Source organism: Brucella tritici (assembly GCF_008932285.1).
GTDB lineage: Bacteria > Pseudomonadota > Alphaproteobacteria > Rhizobiales > Rhizobiaceae > Brucella > Brucella tritici.
The window spans coordinates 859,846-884,329 of sequence record NZ_WBVY01000002.1 but is presented as its reverse complement, the minus strand read 5'-3'; the positions used below and the strand labels follow the sequence as shown (position 1 = coordinate 884,329).

The following is a 24,484-nucleotide window of genomic DNA, read 5'->3' as shown; positions in this document are numbered from 1 at the left end:
CGTCTCCCCCGCTTTATTTTGATCTTTGCAGAATGCTCACATAAAAACCGTCAGTGCCAGTGGACAATGGCGAAAATACCGCACCATGCGACGGAAATACCGGCTCCGCTTCACCGGCATCGGCAACAATTGTGTTCCAGATCGCCTGTGGCGCGACTTCCGAAAAATCAGCGTTATCTGTGAGAAACCTCGCAACCTGTTGCGTGTTTTCTTCCGCAAATAGAGAACAGGTAACATAGGCAAGTCGCCCACCCGGTTTCACATAATGCTTGGCAGATTCCAGCACTTCCTTCTGGTCCTGAACGCGCCGCTCAAGCTGCTGGTCGTTCAGCCGCCATTTCGCATCCGGGCGGCGGCGCCATGTGCCGGAACCCGTGCAAGGCGCATCAGTCAGAACGAGGTCCATCTGCCCTGTGAGCGGGTCGAGTGCATCGAGATTTCCATGGACCTGCGTATTGCGCACCCCTGCACGCTGCAGTCGCTCATGCATCGGCGACAATCGGGAGCGTTCCGCATCATAGGCGTGGACTTGACCACTATTTTGCATCGCAGCAGCCAGAGCCAATGTCTTGCCACCAGCGCCAGCACAATAGTCCAGTACCTGCTGGCCTGGTGTGGCACCAGCAAAGAGCGCGGCAAGCTGTGATCCCAAATCCTGAACCTCGAACCAGCCGTCGAGAAAGGACTGCTCACCCTGCACATTCGGGTGGCGGCCAAGTGCTTCAATCGGCGGGATACGTAGCGCCTGCGCAAGGAACGGCGCTGGTATGGCACCGGCTTTTTCAAGCGCTGCAAGTGTTTTTTCAGGCGTCGCCTTCAAACTGTTGACACGAAGATCGACCGGCGGTCGCGTTGCCAGCGCCCTGCCTTCTTCCACCCAGCGCGCGCCAAAAAGTTCCTCCAGCGACAATGCGCACCATTCGGGCACATCCGCCTGAACATGGGCAGGCGCTTCGGTGACATCCCTGCTTTCCCAAGCAATACGACGCGGCTGCTCCAGCACTTCCGGCGCAAACTTGTCTCCATCGAGAGCAGCGTCGATGGCCGCAATACCCATGCCGCCGTCGGCCAATAGTGCGCCAAAAGCCAAAGCGCGTGCGTCATCGGCATCCATTCGCCATGCGATGGATAATTTGCGGCGTAGCGCATCATAGACAATGTTGCCGATCACAGCGCGATCGCCCGCGCCTGCGAAGCGATGGGAAGCGCCCCAATCCTTCAACATATCAGAAGCCGGGCGTGTACCCGCTTCAATCTGATCCAATACCTCGATAGCCGCCTGTAGGCGTCCGCCAAGCCGCATTGTGTCTCCTTCTCGAATGCCTGCTCGGGCATAGCCTTCCTTGCAGGGAAAAGGCAATCGGCAAATCAAAACAAAAAGCCGGAGCGATGAGCTCCGGCCTTCTTTCCATCTTATAAAGACGGTTTATTCAGCCGCCGTTGCCTCTTCATTCGTGGCAATCGTGTTGGCTTCATAACCATGTGCATCCTTCAAGGCCTTGCGCACACCGGCCTCATAGTCGGGATGGATGAGCTTGAAGTGACCGAGCTGACGCTCGACAATGAAGCCCGGCACGCCGCCCATTGCGGCTGCAATGTTGGAGAACAGACGCTGTTTCTGTCCCTCATCGAACAGATTGAACAAGGCCCGCGGCTGCGCGTAATCGTCATTGCCCACACGATGATCATAGCGAGCCGCATCGCCAGAAATACGCAGCGGCGGCTCCTTAGCAGACGGCTGTTCAACCGGACCATTGAACGAGTTCGGCTCGTAATAGGCGTCCGGGTTGCCGGTCTTGATCCCGCCATAGACATTCATCTGACCATCGCGGTGATAATGATGAACTGGGCACTTCGGCTGGTTGACCGGAATGCTTTCGTAATGCGTACCAAGGCGATGACGATGCGCATCCGCATAGGAGAAAATACGCGCCTGCAGCATCTTGTCAGGCGAATAGCCGATGCCTGGCACGATGTTCGACGGCGAAAAAGCCGCATTTTCGATCTCGGTGAAGTAGTTTTCCGGATTACGGTTCAGCTCCATGATGCCGATATCAATCGGCGGATAATCTGCATGCGGCCAGACCTTGGTAAGATCGAACGGGTTATATGGTGTCTTGTCAGCGTCGAGTTCCGGCATGATCTGCACCTGGACTTTCCACTTCGGGAAATCGCCCTTGTCGATGGACGTGAACAAATCTTCCTGGGTGGATTCTCGCGTGCGACCAATCACCCCCTCCGCTTCGGCATTGGTCCAGTGTCTGTGACCCTGCATGGTCTTGAAATGGAACTTGACCCAATAACGCTCACCGGCATCGTTCCAGAACGAATAGGTGTGAGAGCCATATCCGTTGATATGGCGCACATCGGTCGGCAAGCCACGATCGGACATCAGGATCGTCACCTGATGCAGGCTTTCCGGCGAGAGCGACCAGAAATCCCACATGGCGGTCGCCGAACGCAGGTTTGTCTTGGGATGGCGCTTCTGGGTGTGGATGAAATCAGGAAACTTGACCGGGTCGCGCACGAAGAACACAGGCGTGTTGTTGCCGACCAGATCCCAGTTACCTTCCTCGGTATAAAACTTGAGAGCAAAGCCGCGCACATCGCGTTCGGCATCAGCGGCACCCTGCTCGCCAGCCACAGTCGAAAACCGTGCCAGCATCGGCGTTTTGGCACCCGGCTGCAGAGCCTTGGCCTTGGTGTATTTCGAAATATCGCCAGTGATCGTCAGCGTACCATAAGCGCCCCAGCCCTTGGCATGGACAGCACGTTCCGGAATACGTTCGCGGTTTTGATGGCTCAGTTTCTCAATGAGCTGATAGTCCTGCATCAAAAGCGGGCCGCGCTCACCCGCGCTTAGGGAATTCTGGTTGTCTGGTATCGGAGCGCCTGCACTCGTCGTCATAATTGGGCGATCTGTCATGAGAATTCCCTCCTGAAAAGCCGATATTGGAATACGTCTAGCCTTGCTAAAAGCATGGCACAATTCGTCCGTGTCACGCCTTGGCTAGGTAACTGGCTCAGATTAGACCTATTCCAATCATAATCTCCAATTGCTTTTCCGATTATTTTCGATAAGTTTTTCCTATCATGTTTACAGTACGTCAGATGCGCTATTTCGAAGCGCTTGCCACCACGCTGCATTTCCGCAAAGCTGCTCAATTGGCACATGTCTCCCAGCCCGCGCTTTCAGCTCAAATCGCGGAAATGGAGGCAGTTGCAGGCGCACCACTCTTCGAGCGCTCTCAGCGACAGGTAATAATGACGGAGCTCGGCAGGCAACTTTATCCGGGCATCAAGACAGTGTTGCATGAACTCCATGCACTTGAGGAAATTGCCGCGCAAAGCCGGGGATTGCTGCAGACACGATTGCGGCTGGGAATCATTCCAACCGTTGCACCCTATTTGGTCCCGGTTCTCATTCCGCTTTTGCGCGAACGACATCCGTCATTCCGCCTCCAATTACGAGAAAGCGTAACCGCCAAACTTCTTGATGAGCTGCTTGCGGGTGAAATCGACGCGATTGTCGCCGCCTTTCCCATCGATGATGAGCGGCTCGCTCAGAGAAAACTGTTCGATGATCGCTTTCTGATAGCGACCTCCACCAATGATCAAACAGTCTTGGCTTCACCAATGACGCAGGACAACGTCGCTCTCGATCGCCTACTTTTATTGGAAGAAGGGCATTGTATGCGGGATCAAGCCTTGGCCGTTTGTTCGCTGCCTTCGCAACGCCAGCTCGTAAAATACGGCGCAACCAGCATGACCACCCTTCTACAAATGGTGAGCCATGGCATGGGTCTTACTCTCATTCCCGAAATCGCGGTGCGCGCCGAGGCACGCAGCAATCATATGCGCATCGTGCCTTTTGAAGGCGACCAGCCGAAACGGGAAATCGCCTTGTTCTGGCGGCGCCAGAGTATGCGTCGGAAGGATTTTCAGGCGCTCGGTGACTGCATTGTGGAAAGCGCCAATGGGCTTCTCATCGATCCAAAGGAACTAGAAACTCTCGCAAAATGAAAGGGCGGCTTTTAGCCGCCTTTTATAAATACATCAGGAACTGACCTTACATGCCGCCCGGATAGTTGGGGCTTTCACGGGTGATAGCAACGCCGTGCGAATGGCTTTCCCGAAGACCGGCATTGGAAATTCGCACGAACGTTGCCTTTTCACGAAACTCTTCCAAGGTCTTGGCGCCAACATACCCCATGGAAGCACGCAAGCCGCCTGCAAGCTGGTGAAGAACGGCGGAAATTGGCCCCTTATAGGCGACCTGTCCTTCAATCCCTTCAGGCACGAGCTTCAGCTCGTCGCGCACTTCCGCTTGGAAATAACGATCAGCCGAGCCACGCGCCATGGCACCAACCGAGCCCATCCCGCGATAGGCTTTGAATGAACGTCCCTGATGCAGATAGACTTCGCCGGGGCTTTCTTCCGTACCGGCCAGCAAGGAACCAGCCATCGCTGCAACGGCTCCGGCAGCCAGTGCCTTAGCGAAATCGCCAGAGAACTTGATGCCTCCATCAGCGATCACCGGGATATTCTGCTTCTGCGCTGCCTCAACGGCTGACATAATGGCTGAAAGCTGCGGAACGCCAACACCGGCGACGATACGCGTAGTGCAGATTGAACCCGGCCCGATACCCACCTTCACCGCATCCGCACCCGCATCAATCAGTGCCTGTGTACCGCCAGTCGTTGCCACATTGCCTGCAAGAATAGCGACGTTCGGATAGGCTTTCTTGATACGAGCCACAGCATCGAGAACACGCTGCGAATGGCCGTGCGCCGTATCCACGACCAGAAGGTCGACACCTGCTTCAATCAAACGTTCTGCGCGCTCATAACCGTCTTCGCCGACGCTCGTAGCAGCGGCGGCGCGCAGACGTCCCTGAGCATCCTTGGCTGCATTAGGATTGAGCTGCGACTTTTCAATGTCCTTGACGGTAACGAGACCGACGCAACGGCCTTGATCGTCGACAACGAGAAGCTTTTCAATGCGATGAGCATGCAAGAGACGCTTTGCTTCGTCCTGATTGACATTCTCACGAACCGTAATGAGGTTCTCACGGGTCATCAGCTCGTAGATTTTCTGCTTCGGATCAGAAGCGAAACGGACATCGCGATTGGTCAGGATACCGACAAGACGCCCTGGGCCCTTGGTAGCATTCTCAACAACCGGAATACCGGAAATTCCATGTGCCTTCATCAATGCCTGAGCGTCGGCAAGTGTGGCATCCGGCCCAATGGTGACCGGATTTACGACCATACCCGATTCGAACTTCTTGACCTGGCGGACTTCTTCGGCCTGACGTTCCGGCGTCAGATTGCGGTGAATGACGCCGATGCCACCAGCCTGTGCCATCGCAATGGCCAGACGGGATTCCGTCACTGTATCCATGGCAGCAGAAAGAAGGGGAAGGTTAAGCTCGATATCCTTCGCGATGCGCGTGCGCAGATCAACCTGCCCCGGCATCACTTCGGAATGGCCCGGCTGCAACAGCACATCGTCGAATGTGAGAGCGAGAGCGCCAGTGGGCGATTCCACGATTTTAGCCATTGCCAATTCCTTTGCCGATTTTATCAAATGAGAAAAGCCGCCTCTCCGGAATAGGTCCGGGAGCAGCGGCACATCTGGTTTGCTAGGTTGAATTGGCACCGGCTGGTAACACGGTTATGACCAAATGGAAAGCCTTTTGCTGACAAGTTTCAGTTACCGATAAGGATTTGCATGATAAATCTCTGCACGTCAAAAACGGGCAGCAGCAGATTTGCAGGGGCAAAGTGAGAAAATCCTATAGACGTGTTCCGCTTGTCAGACGGTCAAAAGCCATGTGGATGTCGCCGCATGTCTGGAAACCACGGCTGGTCTTCTGGTGTGGCGCATTAGCCATCGGTCTGATCAGCGTCGGCTTTGCAGAAGCCGCTGACATTGCGCAGGATTGGTTCAAGACACTAACAAGTGGAAACAGCTGGCGCGCTTGGCTTCCTCTGCTTATCACACCGCTGGGATTTATGGTCTGTTCCTGGATCGCCCTCTCCTGGTTCCCGAACTCAGGCGGAAGCGGCATTCCACAAGCAATTGCGGCACGCCACTTGCACGATCATAAAGATCGAACTCTTCTGCTTTCGCTCAAGACCGCAATCGGGAAAATCGTTCTCACTCTCGCGGGGCTTTTTAGCGGTGCTTCCATCGGACGCGAGGGCCCGACAGTGCAGATTGGCGCATCCATCATGATGCAGTCTGCGCGTTTCGGCGGCATGGAGCAGGCACGCGGCCTCATCCTTGCAGGATCTGCTGCAGGTATCGCCGCAGCATTTAATACACCTCTGGCGGGTGTCGTCTTCGCGATCGAGGAGATGGGGCGCGCCTATGCGGCCCGAACCAACGGCCTTGTGCTGTCCGCTGTCATTCTCGCTGGTCTCGCCTCGCTTGGCCTTGTTGGAAACTATAATTACTTCGGACTGACCACCGTTACGGCTTCGACCAGCAAGGATTGGGTTCTGGTTATTGCCTGCGGTGTAATCGGCGGAGCATTCGGGGCAGCCTTCAGTGCGCTCGCGCTGGAACTGGGACGCCGTGTGCGACGTCGTGTTCAAAAAGCTCCACTTCGCAATGCCGTGCTTTTCGCTGGAATTTGCGGCCTCCTCGTTGCAATCATTGGCATTGCATCCGGCGGATCGACCTTCGGTGCAGGCTACGATCAGGCACGGAGCGCTGTCGAAGGGCTGGCTCTTCCGCCTCTCTACTTTATCGCGAAGTTTCTTGCCGGACTCCTCTCCATGATTTCGGGAATACCGGGCGGGATATTTGCGCCGTCTTTATCGGTCGGCGCTGGATTGGGCAGCACAATCGGCCTTGTTCTTGGAACCAGCGCCAGCCTTGCTGCCGTTCTTGGCATGGCGGGATATTTTGCCGGTGTCGTGCAAGCGCCCATGACGGCATTCGTCATCATTCTGGAAATGACCGGCAATCATAACAATGTCATTCCACTCATGTGTGCATCAATGCTGGGCTACGGCACTGCACGGCTGATTTCTCACGAGCCCCTCTATCATGCCCTGTCACGTGACTATGTGGCCGACGTTCTGCGCCAGCGCCGGGCACGCGAAAAGAATACGCTCTCTCAATAGTGCAAAAAATGGAGGAGAAAACTGTTCATGGATCGCAGAACATTTACCAAGTCGCTTGCGGGACTTGGGGCAATGCCCTTTGTCGTCAATGCCGCATCGGCAGCTACTGAGGGAGGAGCGAATATGCTGGAACTTATGGGTGGAAGCATCACGGATGTACCCGGAATCAAGCTGGGACACCACACACTGACAAAACGTCCGACCGGCTGCACCGTCCTTCTATGCGAGGACGGCGCTTCTGCGGGTGTCGACGTGCGCGGTTCAGCCCCTGGTACGCGCGAAACTGATCTGCTCGATCCGATCAATTATGTGCAACAGGTTCAGGCCATCCTGCTTTCCGGCGGCAGTGCCTATGGTCTGGCGGCTGCAACCGGTGTCATGCGTTACCTCGAAGAAAACAATCTCGGCTTCAAGATCGGCAAAGGCGTCGTTCCGATTGTACCGGCAGCAATCCTGATGGATCTCGGCGTCGGAGATTTTTCCGTGCGCCCCGATGAAGAAGCCGGCTATCTGGCATGCAAGGCCGCAAAGGCCGAGGCTTCTGGAGAAGGCAATATCGGTGCTGGTGCAGGTGCGACTGTCGGCAAGATGTTTGGTATGGATTACGCCATGAAGGGCGGACTCGGCACTGCCAGTTACAAGGTGCCCGGCACCGAAATCGTTGTCGGCGCAATCGTTGCAGTCAACGCTGTTGGTGATGTCTATGCGCCGAACTCACGCCAGATTCTGGCTGGTGCAAGGACAGAGGACGGCAAGGGCTTCCGTGATACAATGTCCGCCATCATGCAGGGCCACGGTGTAGTAAAGTCAGGCGGTGCCAACACAACGATTGGCGCAATAGCGACCAACGTCCCATTCGACAAGGCGCAGCTCAAAAAGATTGCGGGCATGGCGCATGACGGTTTTGCACGCACGATCAACCCAATCCATACGATGTGGGACGGCGACACGATCTTCGCACTTTCCACAGGCAAGGCAAAAAGCGTGGAAGCCGATGTAACTGCGATTGGAGCGATTGCAGCGACTGTTATGGCAGAAGCCGTGGCACGTGCAGTTGTCAATGCAGACAGCTTTAAGGATTTGAATTTGCCAGCACATAAGGATTATGTCCCGCAATAAGGTGATTATCTGCAGACAATATTGTGTATTCGGCAGCACCCGTGATTGCACAAAAGGCGGTCTGGACGGGGTTTAGAAGCATGTTCTTTACAGAAGCGAATCCTTCTATAGTCCGGCCATGCCAATTCGACACTTAAGCGAAACCATCATCAATCAGATCGCGGCGGGGGAAGTCATCGAACGCCCCGCCAGCGTTATCAAAGAGCTTGTCGAGAATGCAATCGACGCTGGCGCGACCCGCATTGAGGTCGTAACAGGTGGCGGCGGCAAGACATTGTTGCGCGTGACTGATAACGGCTCGGGAATTCCTGTCGATGAGCTTCCATTGGCAGTTTCCCGCCACTGCACCTCCAAGCTTTCCGATGATGTGCATGACATTCGCGCGCTTGGATTTCGTGGGGAGGCTCTGCCATCCATCGGCTCGGTCGCAAAACTGACCCTCAAATCTCGTCCGCAGGACGCTGATTCCGGTTTCGAAGTTTCGGTCTCAGGCGGGCATCTCGACGGCCCTCGCCCCTCTGCTTTGAATCGCGGCACAATTGCGGAGGTCCGCGATCTTTTCTACGCGACCCCCGCCCGTCTAAAATTCATGAAGACGGACCGCGCGGAAGCTTCAGCGATAACCGATGTCGTAAAGCGCATTGCAATTGCCTTTCCGCATGTCCGCTTTTCGCTTGCAGGCACCGACCGGACACCACTGGAGTTGTCCGCAACCGGTAGCGGCGCAGAGGCAACGCTCGAGCGCATCAACCAAATACTCGGAAAAGAGTTCGGCGAAAATGCGCTCGCCATCGACGCCGAGCGTGACGGTGTGCGTCTGGCCGGTTTCGTCGGCATACCCTCCCATAATCGCGGCAATGCCCTGCATCAGTTCGCTTATGTGAACGGGCGTCCGGTGCGTGACAAACAGCTTTTCGGGGCATTGCGCGGAGCTTATGCGGATGTCATGGCACGTGATCGCCATCCGGTTGCCGTATTGTTTCTGACGCTGGACCCTGCACTGGTCGACGTTAATGTGCATCCGGCCAAGGCTGACGTACGTTTCCGTGATCCGGGCCTTGTACGTGGACTGATTGTTGGCGCAATCAAACAGGCACTGGCTCAGTCAGGCATTCGGCCTGCAACCAGCGGTGCCGATGCCATGCTGCAAGCGTTCCGCGCAGAAGGGTTCCAGCCAGCCACGCCATCATCCACATCACGGCCTCCTTCGGCTGGTTATTCATCCGGAAACTGGCGCCCTGCGCCTTCAGCCCCGAGAAACGAATGGTCGCCGCAGACCGCGCATCCGGCGCATCGGTCGCTGGACTTGGGAGTGGCACCCTCCTTTCAGGAAAGTGATCAGGCGACACTCGCCACCGTCAATGTTCTTGCAGCGGACATGCGGGCGACGCTTGACGAAGTGCCAGTGGAACTCCAGCAGAAGCCTCTTGGTGCGGCCCGCGCACAAATCCACGCGAATTATATTGTTTCGCAGACGGAAGACAGCCTCGTTATTGTAGATCAGCATGCGGCTCACGAGCGCCTTGTTTACGAGGCGTTGAAAAACGCCCTGCATTCCCGCCCCATACCGGGACAAATGCTGCTCATTCCTGAAATCGTGGATTTGCCGGAAGAAGATGCAGAGCGACTGGCAACCCACGCAGAAACGCTTTCACGCTTTGGCCTCGGCATCGAGCAATTCGGGCCGGGTGCTATTGCAGTGCGGGAAACGCCCGCGATGCTCGGAGAAATGAATGTACAGCAGTTGATCCGCGATCTTTCGGATGAGATTGCGGAGCACGATACATCTGATGGATTGAAGGCCATGTTGAACCATGTGGCCGCAACGATGGCCTGTCATGGTTCCGTTCGCTCGGGACGGCGGTTGAAGCCTGAAGAAATGAATGCACTTCTGCGTGAAATGGAAGCCACCCCCGGTTCAGGCACCTGTAATCACGGTCGCCCGACTTACATCGAATTGAAACTGACAGATATCGAACGGCTTTTTGGCAGGCGTTGATAGAATTACGACCAAGCAAGATGCCGGTACTGCTGGACGCGATGCGCGGCACTTGCTAGAGTCAACCACAAAGGTTTTAGACACATGAATAAATTTGAATCGCCCCGCTCTTCCGAAGCTGTTCTGCGTTATCTTGACGGTGATTATGAGATCGTCAGACACGGAGCCTATGTCGCGTGCGCAGTGACCGGCGCCCATATCCCACTCGATGAACTCAAATATTGGAGCGTTGCGCGGCAGGAACCCTACTCAACCGGCCTGATTTCTTTTGAACGTGAGTTGGAAGTCAATCCTGAACTGCGTAGCCGCAAGAAGGCTTAAAATTAGCTCGCAACACGGCTTTTGAAACGTTCGATGACTGTATCCAGTATGTGGTCAAGCCCGTCGTTGCGGTCAAATTTGAGATCGACATCGAGGACAGCGAGTTTTGCCAGAAAGCCGGCAGGAACGCCAATCATCGTGGCCAAACGCACCTGATCCTTCGCCGTGGTAATCAATCCCAATCCCTGACGGCGGGCTGTGTCCATCAGATTGCGAATATCATCCGCATCAAAACTATGATGATCGGGGAATGAGCGCGTCTCCACAATCTCACCGCCTGCCTGTGTAACACTTGCATAGAATTTTTCTGGATTGCCTATACCCGCAAATGCGAGCCATCGATTGCCCGCTACCGGAGCGGTCGATGACGGCTCAAGATGCGCTTCATATATCGGCCGACCAGCCCGTGCCGCCTGACGGATAACGAAATCAGCACCATCGCCTTTGCCAATACGCAGCAAAGCGTCGGTTTTGCGCATCTGGTCTGTCAGCGGAGCACGCAGGGGGCCTGCCGGTATGACCTTTCCATTGCCAATACCACGCGCGGCATCCACAACCAGCAGCGAAAAATCGGCAAAAAGCCGCGCGCTCTGGAAACCGTCATCCATGATGATGAAATCGCAACCGAGCGTCTGTAAATGGCGAGCCGCCTTTAGCCGATCAGGACAAAGAGCCACCGAGGCATGTCGTGCCAGCAGGAGTGGCTCATCCCCGACATAACGGGCACTGTCATGCGCGGGATCAACAACGTGTAGTCCCTTGTAAGCGCCGCCATAGCCGCGTGACACGATGCCGGGGTTTAGACCTCGTGCCTTTGCGCCAGCAGCAAAAGCAATAGCAGTCGGCGTTTTCCCCGCTCCACCTACGGTGAAATTGCCCACGCAAAGGACCGGCAGAGAAATTTTTGGTGGTTCCGCTTTCAAAAGCCGACGCCCTGCCACCACTCCGTAGAGCCAGGCAGCAGGCGCCAAAGACAAAGCGCGCCAATCAGGTTTTTCCCACCAGAAAGGCGGCGCTTCACTCACCATGCTCAGTGACCGCCCGTCTGATAGGCAGCCTCATTGCGATTGCCAGGTAACTGTGCCTGCAGGATCAAGGGCTGGATAAACGGCTCGAGTGCGACAAGTGTACGATCCAGTGCACCGCGCATATCCCTGACCGTGCTCACTCCTGCATTGATCATGGCACGGAGATGCTGAGGATTGTTGAACAGAAAATTGATCGCTCCCGCGAGCATATTGCGATCCTTCACAATGCGCGCGCCACCATTCTTGATGAGACGCTGGAAGGACTCACGGAAATTCTGGACATTCCGTCCGGTTAGCACAGCAGTCCCCATCATCGCCGGTTCCAGCGGATTATGTCCGCCTTCCTTGGTCAGCGAATTGCCAATAAATGCTATTTCGGTCAGTTGGAGATAAAGCCCCATCTCCCCGATGGTGTCTCCCAGCAGGATATCGGTATCGGCTTCAATCGGCTCATTGGCGCTGCGACGCGCAACCTTGAGCCCCTTTTCAACCAGCATAGCCTCAATGGCCGGAGCGCGATCCGGATGACGCGGAACAATAATCGTGATGAGATGAGGATAGCGCACTTTCAGCATCTGATGAACTTCCGCTGTGATCGCTTCTTCACCGTCATGGGTAGAAATTGCGGCCCATGTCCGCCGTCCACCGATCTGGCGTTGCAACGCGGCCAGAGCCTGCGGGTCGGCTGGCGGAGGATTCGTATCGACCTTGAGATTCCCTGAAACACTGACCGGTCGTGCCCCCAGCGTTCGAAAGCGATCTGCATCAAGTTCCGACTGTGCAACCACATAGGCGAAATTTTCAAAGAGTGCTTCGGCCAGTGCCGGTCTCTTCTGCCAGGCAGCGAAGGAGCGGTCAGACATGCGCCCATTGACCAGAACCTGCGGCGTATGGCGACTGCCAAGCGAAAGTACCGTTGCAGGCCAGACTTCGGACTCACAACCAATGGCAAGATCAGGCTTCCAGTGGTTGAGAAACTTGTTGACCGCTGGTTGCAAATCCAGAGGCGCATATTGATGGATAACCTTGCTACCCAACTGATCCGCTACGACCTTTGCCGACGTTACAGTACCTGTCGTCAGCACGATATGAATACCCGTTGCGGCAATCCGCTCAATCAATGGCGTAATCGCGACGGTTTCACCAACACTTGCCGCATGGGCCCAGATAACCGGTCCTTGCGGACGCGCGATGGCGGATTTGCCGTAGCGCTCGCCACGACGCATGCGCTCTTCTTTACCGCGCGACGCACGATAGGCGATGTAAGGCCCCATAAAAGGATAGGCCGCAGAGCCGAGTGCACGGTAGGCAGACAACATATTGCGCGCCCAGCGTTCGCTCATTTCGCTTTCTCCAACGCAGCATAGGCCTTGACGGTCGCGTCGTTGAGTTGGCGCGTTAGCTCCATGCGTTTTTCTTCCAATTGCGTTTCATCGGCATCCGCGTCGACCCATACATTGTCGCCGCGCACGATAATCGAGCGCCCAAAGGGCAGCGGAATCGCCGTCTTGTCCCAGGACTTTTCCAAAACATGGTTCCGCGAGAAAGCATAAGCAACCGGTATTATTGGACGACCGGACAATTTCGCCAATAAAATGATGCCGTCTCCCGCTTCGCGCGCTTTGCCGTGAGCAATGTCTGCAATTATTGACGCCGACTGGCCTTTTTTTAGAGCATTCTTCAACGTCAGGAGCGCGCGTGCTCCACCCTTCTCAGGCTTGGAACGAGAACCACGTCCTCCAGAACCACGTACCGTCAACAATCCGAGTTTTTCTGCAACACGAGCGTTCAACTCCGCATCAGCACTTTTCGAAAACATGGCCACCAGCTCAATTCCCTTGGGACAGATGAACGGCCCCATGAGATGTTGTCCGTGCCAGAACGTCACGATGAAAGGATCGTCCTTGCCAACCAGCGCTTGCGGATCAGCCGATTCTTTCAGGCGTGAATTGGTGATGTAGACGAACTTGAAGTAGCTGGTGATCAGCCAGACTAGCATGGCCTTAACCACGGCGGATTGCGCCAGTGGTCCGCGAATACGTCGCCAGAGGCGTTTCGCGAACCCTTGCTTCTTATGCCCAGTGGTCTGACCCGGACTATCTCCGCTTTGCATCCGATATCGGCCGGGAGCAGGCAAACTGCTCAATCCGCCTTCAACGTTACGCCTTCTGGATCGAGCAACCGATGCAGGTGCACGATGAAATAGCGCATATGAGCATTGTCCACGGTTTGCTGGGCTTTCGACTTCCATGCAGTCTTGGCCGACTCGTAATCCGGGTAGATGCCAACGATATCGACGTTTTCAAGGTCACGGAACTCAACAGTACCAAGCTTTTTCAGCTCGCCGCCGAACACCAGATGAAGAAGCTGCTTTTTGTCGCCTTCGACGCTCATGACAATTATCCCTGAACAAATTTGGTTCGCGGCATGATTAACCCAAGGGTCAGTCCGCGACAACACTCAACATTTCTTGCAGAAGGTCCCCGCTGGCGGCAACAAGAGCGCCATGGCTCAACGTCGGACCACCATATGCGATCGGCAAGGCATCGCTTGTCAGGATTGCCCCGCCCGACTCACTCAGTATCAGATCAGCTGCGGCCAGATCCCAATCATGCGAATTTGGCCGAATGAAGGTGCCTGCGATATCTCCACGTGCAACCATAGCTATACGGTAGGCGAGAGAGGGAACATAGGGATGAATCTTTGCACGATCTCGCCAGCTTTCCGGCAAAGCCGTTACCATGTTGCGGGCTGATGCAATTGTCACCTGTTCGCCGGGCGATGGCAATCTGACACGAATAGCCACACCATTTTGCGAAGCGCCGACGCCTTTCCCTGCCTCTATGAGTTCGTTACGTGCCGGACATTCCAGAACGCCAGCCAAAGGGCGGCCATTTTCAACAATGGCTATGCTAACACACCATTGATCCTGTCCAGCGATATAAGCACGGGTGCCGTCGATCGGATCGACGACGAAGGCGCGGCTGCGTTTTTGAGCCGCTCGTTCATCGACGGTCTCCTCCGATATCCAGCCATAATCCGGCCGCGCTTTCAAAAGGACATCCTTCAGATAGCGGTCGACAGCCAGGTCGCCTTCACTGACGGGCGATGAACCATCCTTCAGCCAGACTTCCGGAGAACGACCGAAGTAGCGCATTGCGATACGTCCGGCTTCGCGCGCAGCATCACGCAGAAGCGCCAGCTCCCCGGAAACGTCGTTTTGTTTGTCAGTTTCCGGCAAGGGTCATGCCTTCGATTACGAGTGTCGGCGCCGTCATCCCGAAATTTCGGTCAATATCGGACGCTGGTGTCATATTGAGGAACATGTCCTTGAGGTTCGAAGCGATCGTCACTTCGCTGACAGGATAGGCGAGTTCGCCATTTTCGATCCAGAATCCGGACGCGCCGCGGCTATACTGGCCAGTAATCATGTCAACACCCTGCCCGAACACTTCCGTCACATAAAAACCTGTGCCTATTGCCCGGATCAATTCCTCCGGCGACTGCGAACCGGGTTCGATGGCAAAATTGGTTGACGCAGGCGAAACGCCGGAGCCTGAACGAACACCACGACCATTACCCCGCAGGCCCAATTCGCGAGCGCTGGAACCGGAAAGCAGCCAATGATTGAGAACGCCGTCCTCAACCATTGTCAACGGCTGCCCCTCAATCCCTTCGCCGTCGAACGGACGCGAAGAAGAACCACGCACACGCAGCGGATTGTCGGTAACGTTTATACCCTGTTTGAGAATCTGCTTACCGAGACTGTCGCGAAGAAAGCTCGTCTTGCGCGCAACCGAAGCGCCGTTAATAGCGCTTGCAAGATGTCCCGCAATACCGCGCGCAAGGCGAGGATCAAAGACAACAGTTACCGGCCCCGTCTTTGCCTGACGCGCACCCAGCCTTCGCACAGCCCGTTCACCAGCGCGACGCCCGATATCATCAGGTGTATCCAGATCGGAAAAATGCAGTCGCGAACTAAAATCGTAGTCGCGCTCCATTTTCGTGCCTTCGCCTGCAATCGCCGAGACTGATCGTCCAAAGCGTGTGGCAGCATATTGGCCTGAAAACCCGGTGGACGTGACCAATACCAGACCACCCAGACTGCGTGAAGCGCCAGCACCACCCGAATTTGTCACACCTTTAACGGCAAGCGCCGCAGCTTCTGCCACAAGCGCATCCTTTGTCAGACGTTCGGAATCGATTTCCGTTGAATCGTAGAGATCAAGATCACGAGGCGAAACCACAAGCAGCGATGGATCGGCCAGTTGTTCATAGGGGTCTTCCGGCGCAACACGCGCCATGGCGACGGCCCGCTCAGCAAGACGATCGGGGTCGGCGCTCGCATTGGCCGAAACACTCGCAATGCGACGTCCCACAAAAACGCGCAGAGCGAAATCGTCGCTTTCCGACGATTCGGTTCCCTCAACCTTACCCAGCCTGACCGACACGCTAACAGACCGCGCGCGCATCACGACTGCGTCAGCCTGATCGGCACCTGCACGTTTGGCTGCGGCCACCAGAGCGGCTGCTCGATCAACAATTTTCTCTGCCGAATTATCTGAAATCATTATATAATCCGAGTTTCCCAAGTTCATCGCGGCTCAACCTCGAACTACAATTTGCAGCGGATTCGAAACCGGGACTTGCTAAAAAATATCGTCAAATTGTTCGACATTGGGCTGATTACAGCCATATCTTGTTTCTATATTGCTGAAATCCAAGGGCTTCAAGGCAAGCCCTCCTACATTTCTCCAAATTCCAAGAGCTTGGCATGGTTGCAACTGGCGGAAGTCTCTACCTACAGTGTCTGATGATTTTGGGCGGAGCGATTATCGCTGCGCCGCTGTTCAAGCGATTAGGGCTTGGTACAGTCCTCGGCTATCTTGCGGCAGGCATCACGATTGGACCTGTGGCTCGCCTGATTGCAGACGGAGAAGATTTTCTGCACTTCTCCGAGCTCGGGGTCGTCTTTCTTCTCTTTATTATTGGGCTGGAGTTGAAGCCCTCAAGACTTTGGGCATTGCGCCAATCGATCTTCGGTCTTGGCACCGCCCAGGTTCTGCTTTGTGGAGCAGCTCTGACTGCCCTTGGCATCTACTTTGCGGGCCTCAGCCCTGAAGCAGGGATCATCATCGGTTTCGGTCTTGCGCTTTCGTCTACGGCATTTGCGATGCAAGTTTTGGAGGACCGGGCCGAAACGAACCAGAAGCATGGCCAGCGCGCCTTTTCGATTCTGCTGTTCCAGGACCTCGCCATTGTACCGATTCTTGCAATTATTCCGGCGCTCTCACCAAACGAACCGTCACAGGCGAGCGCTGGCTTTCATCTCGCCACAGCTATTGCAGCTATTGCGGCACTGGTGATTGCAGGGCGCTATCTCATCAATCCGATGTTTCGCATTATCGCCAATACCGGCGCTCGCGAAGTAATGATCGCCGCAGCGCTCTTCGTAGTGCTCGGATCAGCCAGCCTGCTTCAGGCTGCAGGTCTTTCGATGGCCATGGGCGCATTCATTGCAGGCGTTCTGCTTGCAGAATCATCCTATCGACACGAACTGGAAGCGGACATCGAACCTTTTCGCGGTATTTTCCTTGGATTGTTCTTTGTTGCAGTCGGCTTGTCGCTAAACCTCACGGTGATCCTGCAATACTGGAAGATTATCCTTCTTGCAGTGCCCATCTTCATGGCCACCAAGATCGCCATCATTTATCTGCTGTGCCGCATCTTCCGGTCCAGTCATAATGACGCAGTGCGAATCGCTTTTCTTCTGCCGCAGGGTGGTGAATTTGCTTTCGTTCTGTTCTCGGCAGCCTCGGCTGCAGCCATCATCTCAAGCGCTCTTGGTTCAGAACTCGTGGCGGCCGTCACCGTATCCATGGCTCTAACGCCGCTTTCTGTCGCGATAGGGTCGAAGCTGCTTATCAAGGATAAGACTGTCGACGTCATTGAAGAGAACTATGAAGGCGCAGGTTCTGACGTCTTGATGATCGGCTTTTCACGATACGGGCAAATTGCATCGCAGATCCTTCTTGCAGGCGGTATCGACGTAACCGTGATTGACAGTTCGCCCAATCGTGTCCGCGCAGCGGGAAAATTTGGCTTCCGCATTTACTTCGGTGACGGGACCCGCAAGGACGTCCTGGAAGCCGCGGGAATTCGAAAAGCAAAGATTGTCGCCGTCTGTACCCACAAAAAGGAAACGACCAACCACATCGTCAATCTCATACAATCGGAGTATCCGGACGTGCGTTTGTTTGTTCGTTCATATGATCGCGAACATACATTGCAATTGCGCGCTCAGGGTGTCGAGTATGAGTTGCGCGAAACGTTCGAATCCGGTTTGCTGTTTGGCCAGCGGACGCTCGAAGGGCTCGGCATAGCCGAAACCCAAGCCTACGAAATTCGCGAAGATGTTCGCCAGCGCGACGAAGATCGCCTCCACGTGCAGGCTTCGGAAGGAATCATGGCTGGCCGCCATCTGCTCTTCAACAAGCCGGTCACACCAGAACCTCTGGTCAAACCCACTCGTGAAGGTCAACGCATCGACAAAGGTGCTGATGATATAGTGTCCGCCTCGCCGTCAACCGGCACAGTTGGATCACCCGTTCCGGCGGAATAGAAAACGTATAGGAAGCCGATAAATTCAGGTCGCAAGAGTTGAATTTATCGGCATCACTTTTCCCTCGACTGCCAGTTCGATAGCGCGTTTCAATTCTTCGCGAACGCTGGCGCTTTGTGACAGGATTTGCTCGAACTTCAGGAAATCGAGAAGCCCAATCCGCTCGACATTAGGGCGAATGAAAATGTGCGGAGGGCGAATGCGAAATTTGTTTTCGATGATGGAGCACATCGTCAGCTGGTTCGCGCCGATCACCGCCTCAAACGTCGTTGGCATGTAGTCGTCTGGTCCGACCGGGGTACCAACAACGTCGATGCCTATGACAATATCAGCCTCGTCGAACAGCAAGTCAAAGGGCACTGGATTGAACAAGCCGCCATCGACCAGAATTCGGCCATTTCTGCGCACCGGAGCGAACACTGGCGGTATGGCGCAGGACGCCGCGATGGCGGAATGTAGATCGCCATCGCAGATATGAATTTCCCGAGCAGCATGGAAATCCGCCGCCGTAATGCTCATCGGGATTTTCAACTCTTCCACATTGGCTGGTAAGCTGGCAGGCAAAAAGACGTCCAGCACCTTTTCGATGTTGAACTGGCTGACGCGCAACCCTCCCTTCAACAACTCTGCCCAGCGAGCCGGACGAGTTTGCCACATGCGCTTTGCGACTTCGGAACGGCGATTGAAAATCGCCGCCATATATTCGTGAATTTCCTTGCCGGTCATGCCGCTGGCCATCCCAGCGCCGACGATCGAACCTATCGAAGAGCCTGCAATTGCAACCGGCTTGATACCAAGTTCATCAAGCAGCTCGACGATATGGATATGGGCAATGCCGCGCGCCCCGCCTCCGCCGAAAGCGACGGCAATTCGGGGAGATGACGGCACTGCCTTTTCCAATGTGGCACCTTTTAGCTTTGAGCTGGACCGAAGATCAGAATAGCCGGTTCTGCTTCAAGTAGCTTCTTTGCTATAGCCTTGACCTGATCCAGCGTCACAGCATCGATCAACTCCGAGCGCTTGTCTATATAATCACGCGGAAGTTCCGCTTCCTGCAAGCTGACGAGAGTCTCTGCGATTGCTGCCGACGAGTCCAGATTGTTGACGGCATAAGACCCTTTGAGGAAGCTTTTGGCGGCAGCAAGTTCCTCTTCCGTTGGTCCGTCGGCAGCCATAGCTGCAACCTGCTCACGAATAATCTTCAGGGATTCCTGTGCTTTATCGGGACGGGTTGCAGTCGAAATCATAAGCGCCGAAACGTGATCACGCATGACCATGGATGACGATACAGAATAGGCAAGACCACGCTTTTCGCGCACCTCGGCATAGAGCCGCGAAGTAAAGCCACCACCCAGAATATGGTTCATCAGATAGGCTGCGAAGAATTCGGGATCTTTGCGTGGAATAGCTGGATAAACGAAACTGATTGAGGTCTGCGGCATATCGAAATTAAGGCTGGTCGTCGTGCCGAGTGCCAGTTTGGCATCCGGTACGGGAACCAGTTCGGCCATAGCAGGCAGATCACCGAACACCTTGTCCAGCAATACACCAAGATCCTTCGCATTGATGGAACCCACCACGCCAATGGTCAGACGGTCACGTGCAAAATTCTTGCGATGAAAGTTCACCAGATCATCACGCGTGATCGATTGCAGCGACTTCACCGTGCCGTCATCGGGACGCGCATAGGGATGGTTGCCGTACAGAACTTCAGCGAACTTACGCGACGCAATCGTCGAAGGGTTGCGTTGAGAGGATTCGATACTAGCAACCACCTGCTGTCGAATGCGATCGATTGCATCCTGATCGAAGCGAGGCTTGTTAACGGCAAGAGCGAGCAAACTTGTCACTGCATCGCGATTTTCCGCGAGCATGCGAATGCCGCCCGAAACAGAATCCTGTGTAGCGGAAAAGCTCATTTCCGCACCCAGATTGTCGATCTTTTCCTGAAACGCATCCGATTTCAGGTCGCCAGCACCCTCGTCGAACAACCCGGTCATCAGGTTAGCCAGCCCTTCCTTGCCGGAAGAGTCTTGCGACGTGCCACCCTTGAAGGAGAACCGCATGGAAATAAGCGGGACCGAATCGTCTTCCACCAGCCAGGCATGAATACCCTTTGGCGAAACAACTTCCTGAATTTCGATTGCGCGCGCCGGCAAGGCGCACACGATCAACAATGTCATGGATGCCGCGAGAATACCCACAGCGGATCCGGCATAGCGAAAGCCGAAAACACGTTTGAAGTTCAGCATCAGAATGTTCTTCACTGGATCGCTCCTCCAGCACCATTGCCATCGGCACCTTCTGCTGACGCAGCCGGGTTCTCGCGAGCGCTTTCCGGCTCGGCGTCTGGTGGAAGCAAGTAACTGGTTACCGACTGGTCTTTGACAAGATAGCGTGTCGCGACATCCTTGATTTGGTCGACGGTGACACTCTTGATGACCTCCGGCCATTTCTGGATATCGTCAATCGTCTGTCCAACAGACAGCGACGAGCCATAAATTCGGGACATACCTGTCTGGCTGTCACGCGCAAAGATAATCGCTTTCAGGAAACGATTGCGAGCTTGATCTAGCTCGGTCTGGCTGACGCCATCCTTGATGATCCGCGCAACTTCGGCATCAACAGCCTTTTCGACATCACCAAGCGTTGCGCCATTGCGCGGTGCGCCGTAGACGGAAAACGTACCGTCATCGAGCGCATCACCGCCATAGCTCGCGCCCGTATTAGCAGCTATACCCTGCTTGACGATCAATTCCTGATAAAGGCGTGAACGCAGCGAACCGCCGAGAATTTCGCTCAGCAGATCAAGAGCGGGAGCATCTCCCGGCTTTACATTCGGAAACCGTTTTTCATTCGCATAGGATGGTACGAGCCAGGAAACACGGAAGGAAGGCGTGCTTACACGTTCATCGTGCAGTGTCACGACGCGGGCGGCATGCTTCGCGGGTTCCTGCGGGCGGTCACGCGGCAGAACTTCAGCGCGTTTCGGCACATTTGCCCATGTTTTCAACGTCAGATCACGCACGCGTTCCGGCGAAACGTCTCCAGCTATAACGAGCGTCGCATTATTCGGTGTGTAATATTGCTGATAAAAGTCGATGGCGTTCTTGAGGCTTAGCTTTTCCATTTCCTGCTGCCAGCCAATGACAGGCTTGCGATAAGGATGATTATAGAAAAGGACAGCGTCGGTATTTTCCATCAGCATCGACGCCGGATTGGAATCCACCCGCATGCGGCGCTCTTCCAGAATGACATCCCTTTCGGTTTTCACGGCTTCCTCATTGAGCACCAGATTTTCCATCCGGTCCGACTCGAAATGCATCACCATTTCCAGAGCGTCGGGAGATACACGCTGGAAATAAGCCGTATAATCATAAGACGTGAAGGCGTTTTCCTGCCCACCGATTGAGGCAACTTTCGCCGAAAACTCACCAGCTGGATGGTTCTTCGTTCCCTTGAACATCAGATGTTCGAGGAAATGCGCAATGCCCGAAACGCCGGGCGCCTCATCGGCCGATCCCACATGGTACCAGATCATCTGGGTCACGACCGGAGCACGATGATCGGGGATAACGACCACTTCCAAACCATTTGGCAATGTGAAGTGACTGACTCCATCCGACTGGATAATTTCTGGAGGCGCAGCTTGTTCAACAGCTTGTGGTGAAGCAGGCGCTGGCTGCGATTCAGTGGCAGCGGCCGGTGGGCTTTCTGCCCGGACTGCGCCACTTGCCAGTGGTAAAGCCAGCACGAAACCCAAGGCGGTAGACAACAGCAAACGCCGGAGTGAGGGGTTATTCACCAAGCGACATCTCCAATCGGTTTCATTTCCGCCAGGTTGTTCCGGGCGACATGTTATATTTTATGCGAACGAAATCGCCCGCTAATTCAACCGGCGGCTTTCAACTGGATCAGCCGAATAATCGTGCCCCCGTAGTTGCGCTCTTCCAACACAACGAATCGTTCGTCGAGTTCGAGCACCGCCTCCGCATCTTCTTCAAGCACCAAAAGTGCGTCAGGATTAAGCCAACCGCCTTCAAGTGCTGATAAAAAAGCCTTTTCCCCCATGCGCCGTCCATAAGGCGGGTCAGCAAAAACCAGATCAAACGGCTCCATCGTTCCGACAATACCTAGCTGGCAAGCGTCACGCCGTAAAATCTTGGTATGCCCCTGAAGACTGAAAGCCTCGATATTCTGGCGCAACAATCCCCGTCCTTCTGCAGATTCTTCCACGAAGGTCGCATAGCGCGCTCCCCGCGACAAAGCCTCCAAACCGAGCGCCCCAGTTCCCGCGAACAGGTCGAGGACGCGCGCGCCCTCCACCTTGTCGGGAAAATTATGTGCGAGAATATTGAACAGGCTCTCGCGAGTGCGGTCGGTTGTGGGACGAATGGCGTTGGTCGAAGGTGTTACGAGCGCCCGCCCGCGGAACTTACCGCCGACGATCCGCACCGCCGCCTCCAGTTCTGCCACCGCCGCCTGACTTGCCGCCTCCCGGCTTTCCACCTGGTTTACCGCCCGGCTTGTTTCCCGGTCCCCGACGCGGCCCATCGTTCGGGCGATCATCAAAACGACGAGTCTTGTTGCCCGGTCCGCTGCTGCGCGGGCCTGAACGCGTATCACGGTCGGGCGCACCAAAACGGCCTTCTCCACGCGGCCCGCCCGGCTTACCCGTCTTGCGACCCTCAAAGCCACCTTTACCGTGCTCTGAAGACCGCCCTTCCGTGTCGCGCAATTCCGCACGCTCGCGCTTACCAGGACGACGTTCCTTGCGTCCATCCTCACGCGGCTCACGGCGCTCTGGACGTCCTTCTTCTGAACGATTTCCTTCCGGGCGCGGACGTTGTGGACGGGAATCCCTGTCAAAACGGCCTTCCGGACGCTGGTTGTAGCGACGTTCGCCACCGTCTTCGCGGTCGCGGCCCTGCTCCTCTTCGCCAGCCCGGCGCGGCCGCATTTGCAGGTCGCCACTGAATTTTGCCGAACGATGCGGAACCTGGTGCTCTACGCGAGGGGGCTTTGCAGCGGCCTTTTCACCCTTGGGTCGCGCACCGGGAGCCATCCAGACATTAGCGTTCCCTCGACGGCGCGGCTCGACCTTCTCTGTCTTTTCTTCCCGTCCGCGACGACGTTCGGGGCGGCTCGAAATCCATTCCCGCTCACGCGGTGCCCGACGGGTTTCGCCGTCCTGCTCCGGCTGACCTTCTTCCATCTCGCGGCGAGTTCGGCCCTGCACAGCAGCGTTCGAAAACTCATTGAGAACAGGGGCATCAAAATCTGCGCCCGATTCCTCGATCAGCTTGTCACCCAACTGGTCCCGCAGAGTGCGCCCCTTGATTTCGCGGACGGAGCCTTCTTCAAGATCGCCAAGCTGGAACGGGCCGAACGAAACACGGATAAGCCGCCCAACCGTAAGGCCCAGCGCACCGAGAATGTTTTTCACTTCGCGGTTTTTGCCTTCACGCAGCCCGATGGAAATCCAGACGTTAGCACCTTGTACGCGTTCAAGTTCGGCTTCAATACTGCCGTAGAACACGCCATCGACCGCTATGCCGTTCTTCAACTCATCCAGTTGCGGCTGGGTCACCTTGCCATGAGCGCGCACACGATAACGGCGCAACCATCCGGTGGACGGCAGTTCCAGAACACGTGACAACCCGCCATCATTGGTAAGAAGAAGAAGCCCTTCGGTATTGATATCGAGCCGACCGACCGACAGCACGCGCGGCATTTCTGCTGGCAACGCCTCAAAAACCGTTGGGCGGCCTTCGGGATCGCGATTCGTGGTCACCAGACCTGCTGGCTTATGGTACAGCCAGAGACGGGTACGCTCGGTTTGCTTCAACGGCTTGCCGTCGACCGTGATAATGTCAGTACGCTTGACATTAACAGCCGGGCTTTCCAGCACTTTGCCGTTCACAGCAATACGGCCAGCAGCAATCATCGTCTCAGCTTCACGACGTGAAGCTATGCCTGCCCGCGCCAGACGCTTGGCAATACGTTCATTCGTATCCTCAGGCGCTTCAGTGCTGCGCGCCCCGAATTTTCGTGGCTTGTCACGCCCACCGTCATCGCGGCGCGGACGGCTATCCCGGTCTTTATCGCGATCTGTCCGGCCGGGACGATCGGAGCGCCCTCCTCGGCCATAGGGACGCTTGCCGTCCTTGTTGTCGTCATCTGTAGTCATCTGGTATTGGCCTTTCAGCAGCGCTGCCGTGTCACCTTACACCTTTAATGACAGGCAAGGGACAGCCG

General features: G+C 55.5%; 20 protein-coding genes. 6 read left to right on the top strand and 14 right to left on the bottom strand.

Annotated features, from left to right (window positions below; all coding sequences use genetic code 11):
- Positions 1-13: 13 nt before the first annotated feature.
- Positions 14-1,303 (bottom strand): RsmB/NOP family class I SAM-dependent RNA methyltransferase, encoded by a 1,290-nt coding sequence (locus F9K94_RS09445; RefSeq protein WP_151645178.1) that lies wholly within the window; start codon positions 1,301-1,303, stop codon positions 14-16.
- Between the two features lie 123 nt (positions 1,304-1,426).
- A complete protein-coding gene (katA, locus tag F9K94_RS09440; RefSeq protein ID WP_151645176.1) occupies positions 1,427-2,926 on the bottom strand; it encodes a catalase KatA in 1,500 nt (499 codons plus the stop codon).
- 167 nt (positions 2,927-3,093) lie between these two features.
- Between katA and F9K94_RS09435 the strand changes: the two genes are divergently transcribed.
- Positions 3,094-4,023, top strand: a complete 930-nt coding sequence (locus tag F9K94_RS09435; protein WP_151645174.1) for a hydrogen peroxide-inducible genes activator — start codon at positions 3,094-3,096, stop codon at positions 4,021-4,023.
- Positions 4,024-4,069: 46 nt separating this feature from the next.
- On the opposite strand, the gene guaB is transcribed toward F9K94_RS09435, so the two are convergent.
- Entirely contained in the window at positions 4,070-5,563 is a 1,494-nt protein-coding gene (guaB, locus tag F9K94_RS09430; RefSeq protein WP_061346583.1) for an IMP dehydrogenase, read from the bottom strand.
- A 224-nt stretch (positions 5,564-5,787) separates the two neighbouring features.
- On the opposite strand from guaB, the gene F9K94_RS09425 reads away from it, so the two are divergent.
- From F9K94_RS09425 to F9K94_RS09410, 4 genes are all read left to right on the top strand, one after another.
- On the top strand, positions 5,788-7,137 hold the full coding sequence (locus F9K94_RS09425) for a chloride channel protein (RefSeq protein ID WP_151645172.1): 1,350 nt from the start codon (positions 5,788-5,790) through the stop codon (positions 7,135-7,137).
- A gap of 27 nt (positions 7,138-7,164) precedes the next feature.
- Positions 7,165-8,256, top strand: coding sequence for a P1 family peptidase (locus F9K94_RS09420; RefSeq protein WP_061346585.1), 1,092 nt, complete (start codon positions 7,165-7,167; stop codon positions 8,254-8,256).
- 118 nt (positions 8,257-8,374) lie between these two features.
- Positions 8,375-10,255 (top strand): DNA mismatch repair endonuclease MutL, encoded by a 1,881-nt coding sequence (mutL, locus tag F9K94_RS09415; RefSeq protein ID WP_151645170.1) that lies wholly within the window; start codon positions 8,375-8,377, stop codon positions 10,253-10,255.
- Positions 10,256-10,339: 84 nt separating this feature from the next.
- Positions 10,340-10,576 (top strand): DUF2093 domain-containing protein, encoded by a 237-nt coding sequence (locus tag F9K94_RS09410; RefSeq protein ID WP_061346587.1) that lies wholly within the window; start codon positions 10,340-10,342, stop codon positions 10,574-10,576.
- 2 nt (positions 10,577-10,578) lie between these two features.
- On the opposite strand, the gene lpxK is transcribed toward F9K94_RS09410, so the two are convergent.
- The 6 genes from lpxK to F9K94_RS09380 are packed head-to-tail and all read right to left on the bottom strand — an operon-like array spanning position 10,579 to position 16,175.
- Entirely contained in the window at positions 10,579-11,604 is a 1,026-nt protein-coding gene (gene lpxK / locus F9K94_RS09405; protein WP_151645168.1) for a tetraacyldisaccharide 4'-kinase, read from the bottom strand.
- A 2-nt stretch (positions 11,605-11,606) separates the two neighbouring features.
- A complete protein-coding gene (gene waaA, locus F9K94_RS09400; protein WP_151555109.1) occupies positions 11,607-12,947 on the bottom strand; it encodes a lipid IV(A) 3-deoxy-D-manno-octulosonic acid transferase in 1,341 nt (446 codons plus the stop codon).
- Complete coding sequence (locus F9K94_RS09395; RefSeq protein ID WP_151555192.1) at positions 12,944-13,717, bottom strand: lysophospholipid acyltransferase family protein; 774 nt, start codon at positions 13,715-13,717, stop codon at positions 12,944-12,946. The genes waaA and F9K94_RS09395 overlap by 4 nt, the downstream gene beginning before the upstream one ends.
- 29 nt (positions 13,718-13,746) lie before the next feature.
- Positions 13,747-13,998 (bottom strand): DUF4170 domain-containing protein, encoded by a 252-nt coding sequence (locus F9K94_RS09390; RefSeq protein WP_010661008.1) that lies wholly within the window; start codon positions 13,996-13,998, stop codon positions 13,747-13,749.
- Between the two features lie 49 nt (positions 13,999-14,047).
- The gene (locus tag F9K94_RS09385) at positions 14,048-14,845 is read right to left on the bottom strand and encodes a 3'(2'),5'-bisphosphate nucleotidase CysQ (RefSeq protein ID WP_151645166.1); all 798 of its coding nucleotides are present in this window, start codon (positions 14,843-14,845) and stop codon (positions 14,048-14,050) included.
- Complete coding sequence (locus F9K94_RS09380; RefSeq protein WP_151645164.1) at positions 14,832-16,175, bottom strand: TldD/PmbA family protein; 1,344 nt, start codon at positions 16,173-16,175, stop codon at positions 14,832-14,834. Before F9K94_RS09380 ends, F9K94_RS09385 begins: the two co-directional genes overlap by 14 nt.
- Before the next feature lie 203 nt (positions 16,176-16,378).
- Here F9K94_RS09380 and F9K94_RS09375 point away from each other — a divergent pair, with 203 nt between their 5' ends.
- Complete coding sequence (locus F9K94_RS09375) at positions 16,379-18,226, top strand: monovalent cation:proton antiporter-2 (CPA2) family protein (protein WP_151645162.1); 1,848 nt, start codon at positions 16,379-16,381, stop codon at positions 18,224-18,226.
- Positions 18,227-18,250: 24 nt separating this feature from the next.
- Here F9K94_RS09375 and F9K94_RS09370 read toward each other — a convergent pair whose 3' ends face one another.
- From F9K94_RS09370 to F9K94_RS09350, 5 genes are all read right to left on the bottom strand, one after another.
- Entirely contained in the window at positions 18,251-19,126 is an 876-nt protein-coding gene (locus tag F9K94_RS09370) for a patatin-like phospholipase family protein (protein ID WP_151645160.1), read from the bottom strand.
- An 11-nt stretch (positions 19,127-19,137) separates the two neighbouring features.
- A complete protein-coding gene (locus F9K94_RS09365; RefSeq protein ID WP_235920611.1) occupies positions 19,138-20,478 on the bottom strand; it encodes a M16 family metallopeptidase in 1,341 nt (446 codons plus the stop codon).
- An 11-nt stretch (positions 20,479-20,489) separates the two neighbouring features.
- Entirely contained in the window at positions 20,490-22,031 is a 1,542-nt protein-coding gene (locus F9K94_RS09360) for a M16 family metallopeptidase (RefSeq protein WP_151645360.1), read from the bottom strand.
- 86 nt (positions 22,032-22,117) lie between these two features.
- Positions 22,118-22,681: a 16S rRNA (guanine(966)-N(2))-methyltransferase RsmD gene (rsmD, locus tag F9K94_RS09355; protein WP_061346863.1), complete on the bottom strand. Its 564-nt coding sequence runs from the start codon at positions 22,679-22,681 to the stop codon at positions 22,118-22,120.
- Entirely contained in the window at positions 22,662-24,416 is a 1,755-nt protein-coding gene (locus F9K94_RS09350) for a pseudouridine synthase (protein WP_151645156.1), read from the bottom strand. The genes rsmD and F9K94_RS09350 overlap by 20 nt, the downstream gene beginning before the upstream one ends.
- Between the last annotated feature and the right edge of the window lie 68 nt (positions 24,417-24,484).

What these genes read in the sequence shown, in the direction of transcription:
- F9K94_RS09445 (WP_151645178.1), bottom strand. Translation starts at nt 1,303, where the DNA reads ATGCGGCTTGGCGGACGCCTACAGGCGGCTATCGAGGTATTGGATCAG.
- katA (WP_151645176.1), bottom strand. Translation starts at nt 2,926, where the DNA reads ATGACAGATCGCCCAATTATGACGACGAGTGCAGGCGCTCCGATACCA.
- F9K94_RS09435 (WP_151645174.1), top strand. Translation starts at nt 3,094, where the DNA reads ATGTTTACAGTACGTCAGATGCGCTATTTCGAAGCGCTTGCCACCACG.
- guaB (WP_061346583.1), bottom strand. Translation starts at nt 5,563, where the DNA reads ATGGCTAAAATCGTGGAATCGCCCACTGGCGCTCTCGCTCTCACATTC.
- F9K94_RS09420 (WP_061346585.1), top strand. Translation starts at nt 7,165, where the DNA reads ATGGATCGCAGAACATTTACCAAGTCGCTTGCGGGACTTGGGGCAATG.
- mutL (WP_151645170.1), top strand. Translation starts at nt 8,375, where the DNA reads ATGCCAATTCGACACTTAAGCGAAACCATCATCAATCAGATCGCGGCG.
- F9K94_RS09410 (WP_061346587.1), top strand. Translation starts at nt 10,340, where the DNA reads ATGAATAAATTTGAATCGCCCCGCTCTTCCGAAGCTGTTCTGCGTTAT.
- lpxK (WP_151645168.1), bottom strand. Translation starts at nt 11,604, where the DNA reads ATGGTGAGTGAAGCGCCGCCTTTCTGGTGGGAAAAACCTGATTGGCGC.
- waaA (WP_151555109.1), bottom strand. Translation starts at nt 12,947, where the DNA reads ATGAGCGAACGCTGGGCGCGCAATATGTTGTCTGCCTACCGTGCACTC.
- F9K94_RS09395 (WP_151555192.1), bottom strand. Translation starts at nt 13,717, where the DNA reads ATGCAAAGCGGAGATAGTCCGGGTCAGACCACTGGGCATAAGAAGCAA.
- F9K94_RS09390 (WP_010661008.1), bottom strand. Translation starts at nt 13,998, where the DNA reads ATGAGCGTCGAAGGCGACAAAAAGCAGCTTCTTCATCTGGTGTTCGGC.
- F9K94_RS09380 (WP_151645164.1), bottom strand. Translation starts at nt 16,175, where the DNA reads ATGATTTCAGATAATTCGGCAGAGAAAATTGTTGATCGAGCAGCCGCT.
- F9K94_RS09375 (WP_151645162.1), top strand. Translation starts at nt 16,379, where the DNA reads ATGGTTGCAACTGGCGGAAGTCTCTACCTACAGTGTCTGATGATTTTG.
- F9K94_RS09365 (WP_235920611.1), bottom strand. Translation starts at nt 20,478, where the DNA reads ATGCTGAACTTCAAACGTGTTTTCGGCTTTCGCTATGCCGGATCCGCT.
- F9K94_RS09350 (WP_151645156.1), bottom strand. Translation starts at nt 24,416, where the DNA reads ATGACTACAGATGACGACAACAAGGACGGCAAGCGTCCCTATGGCCGA.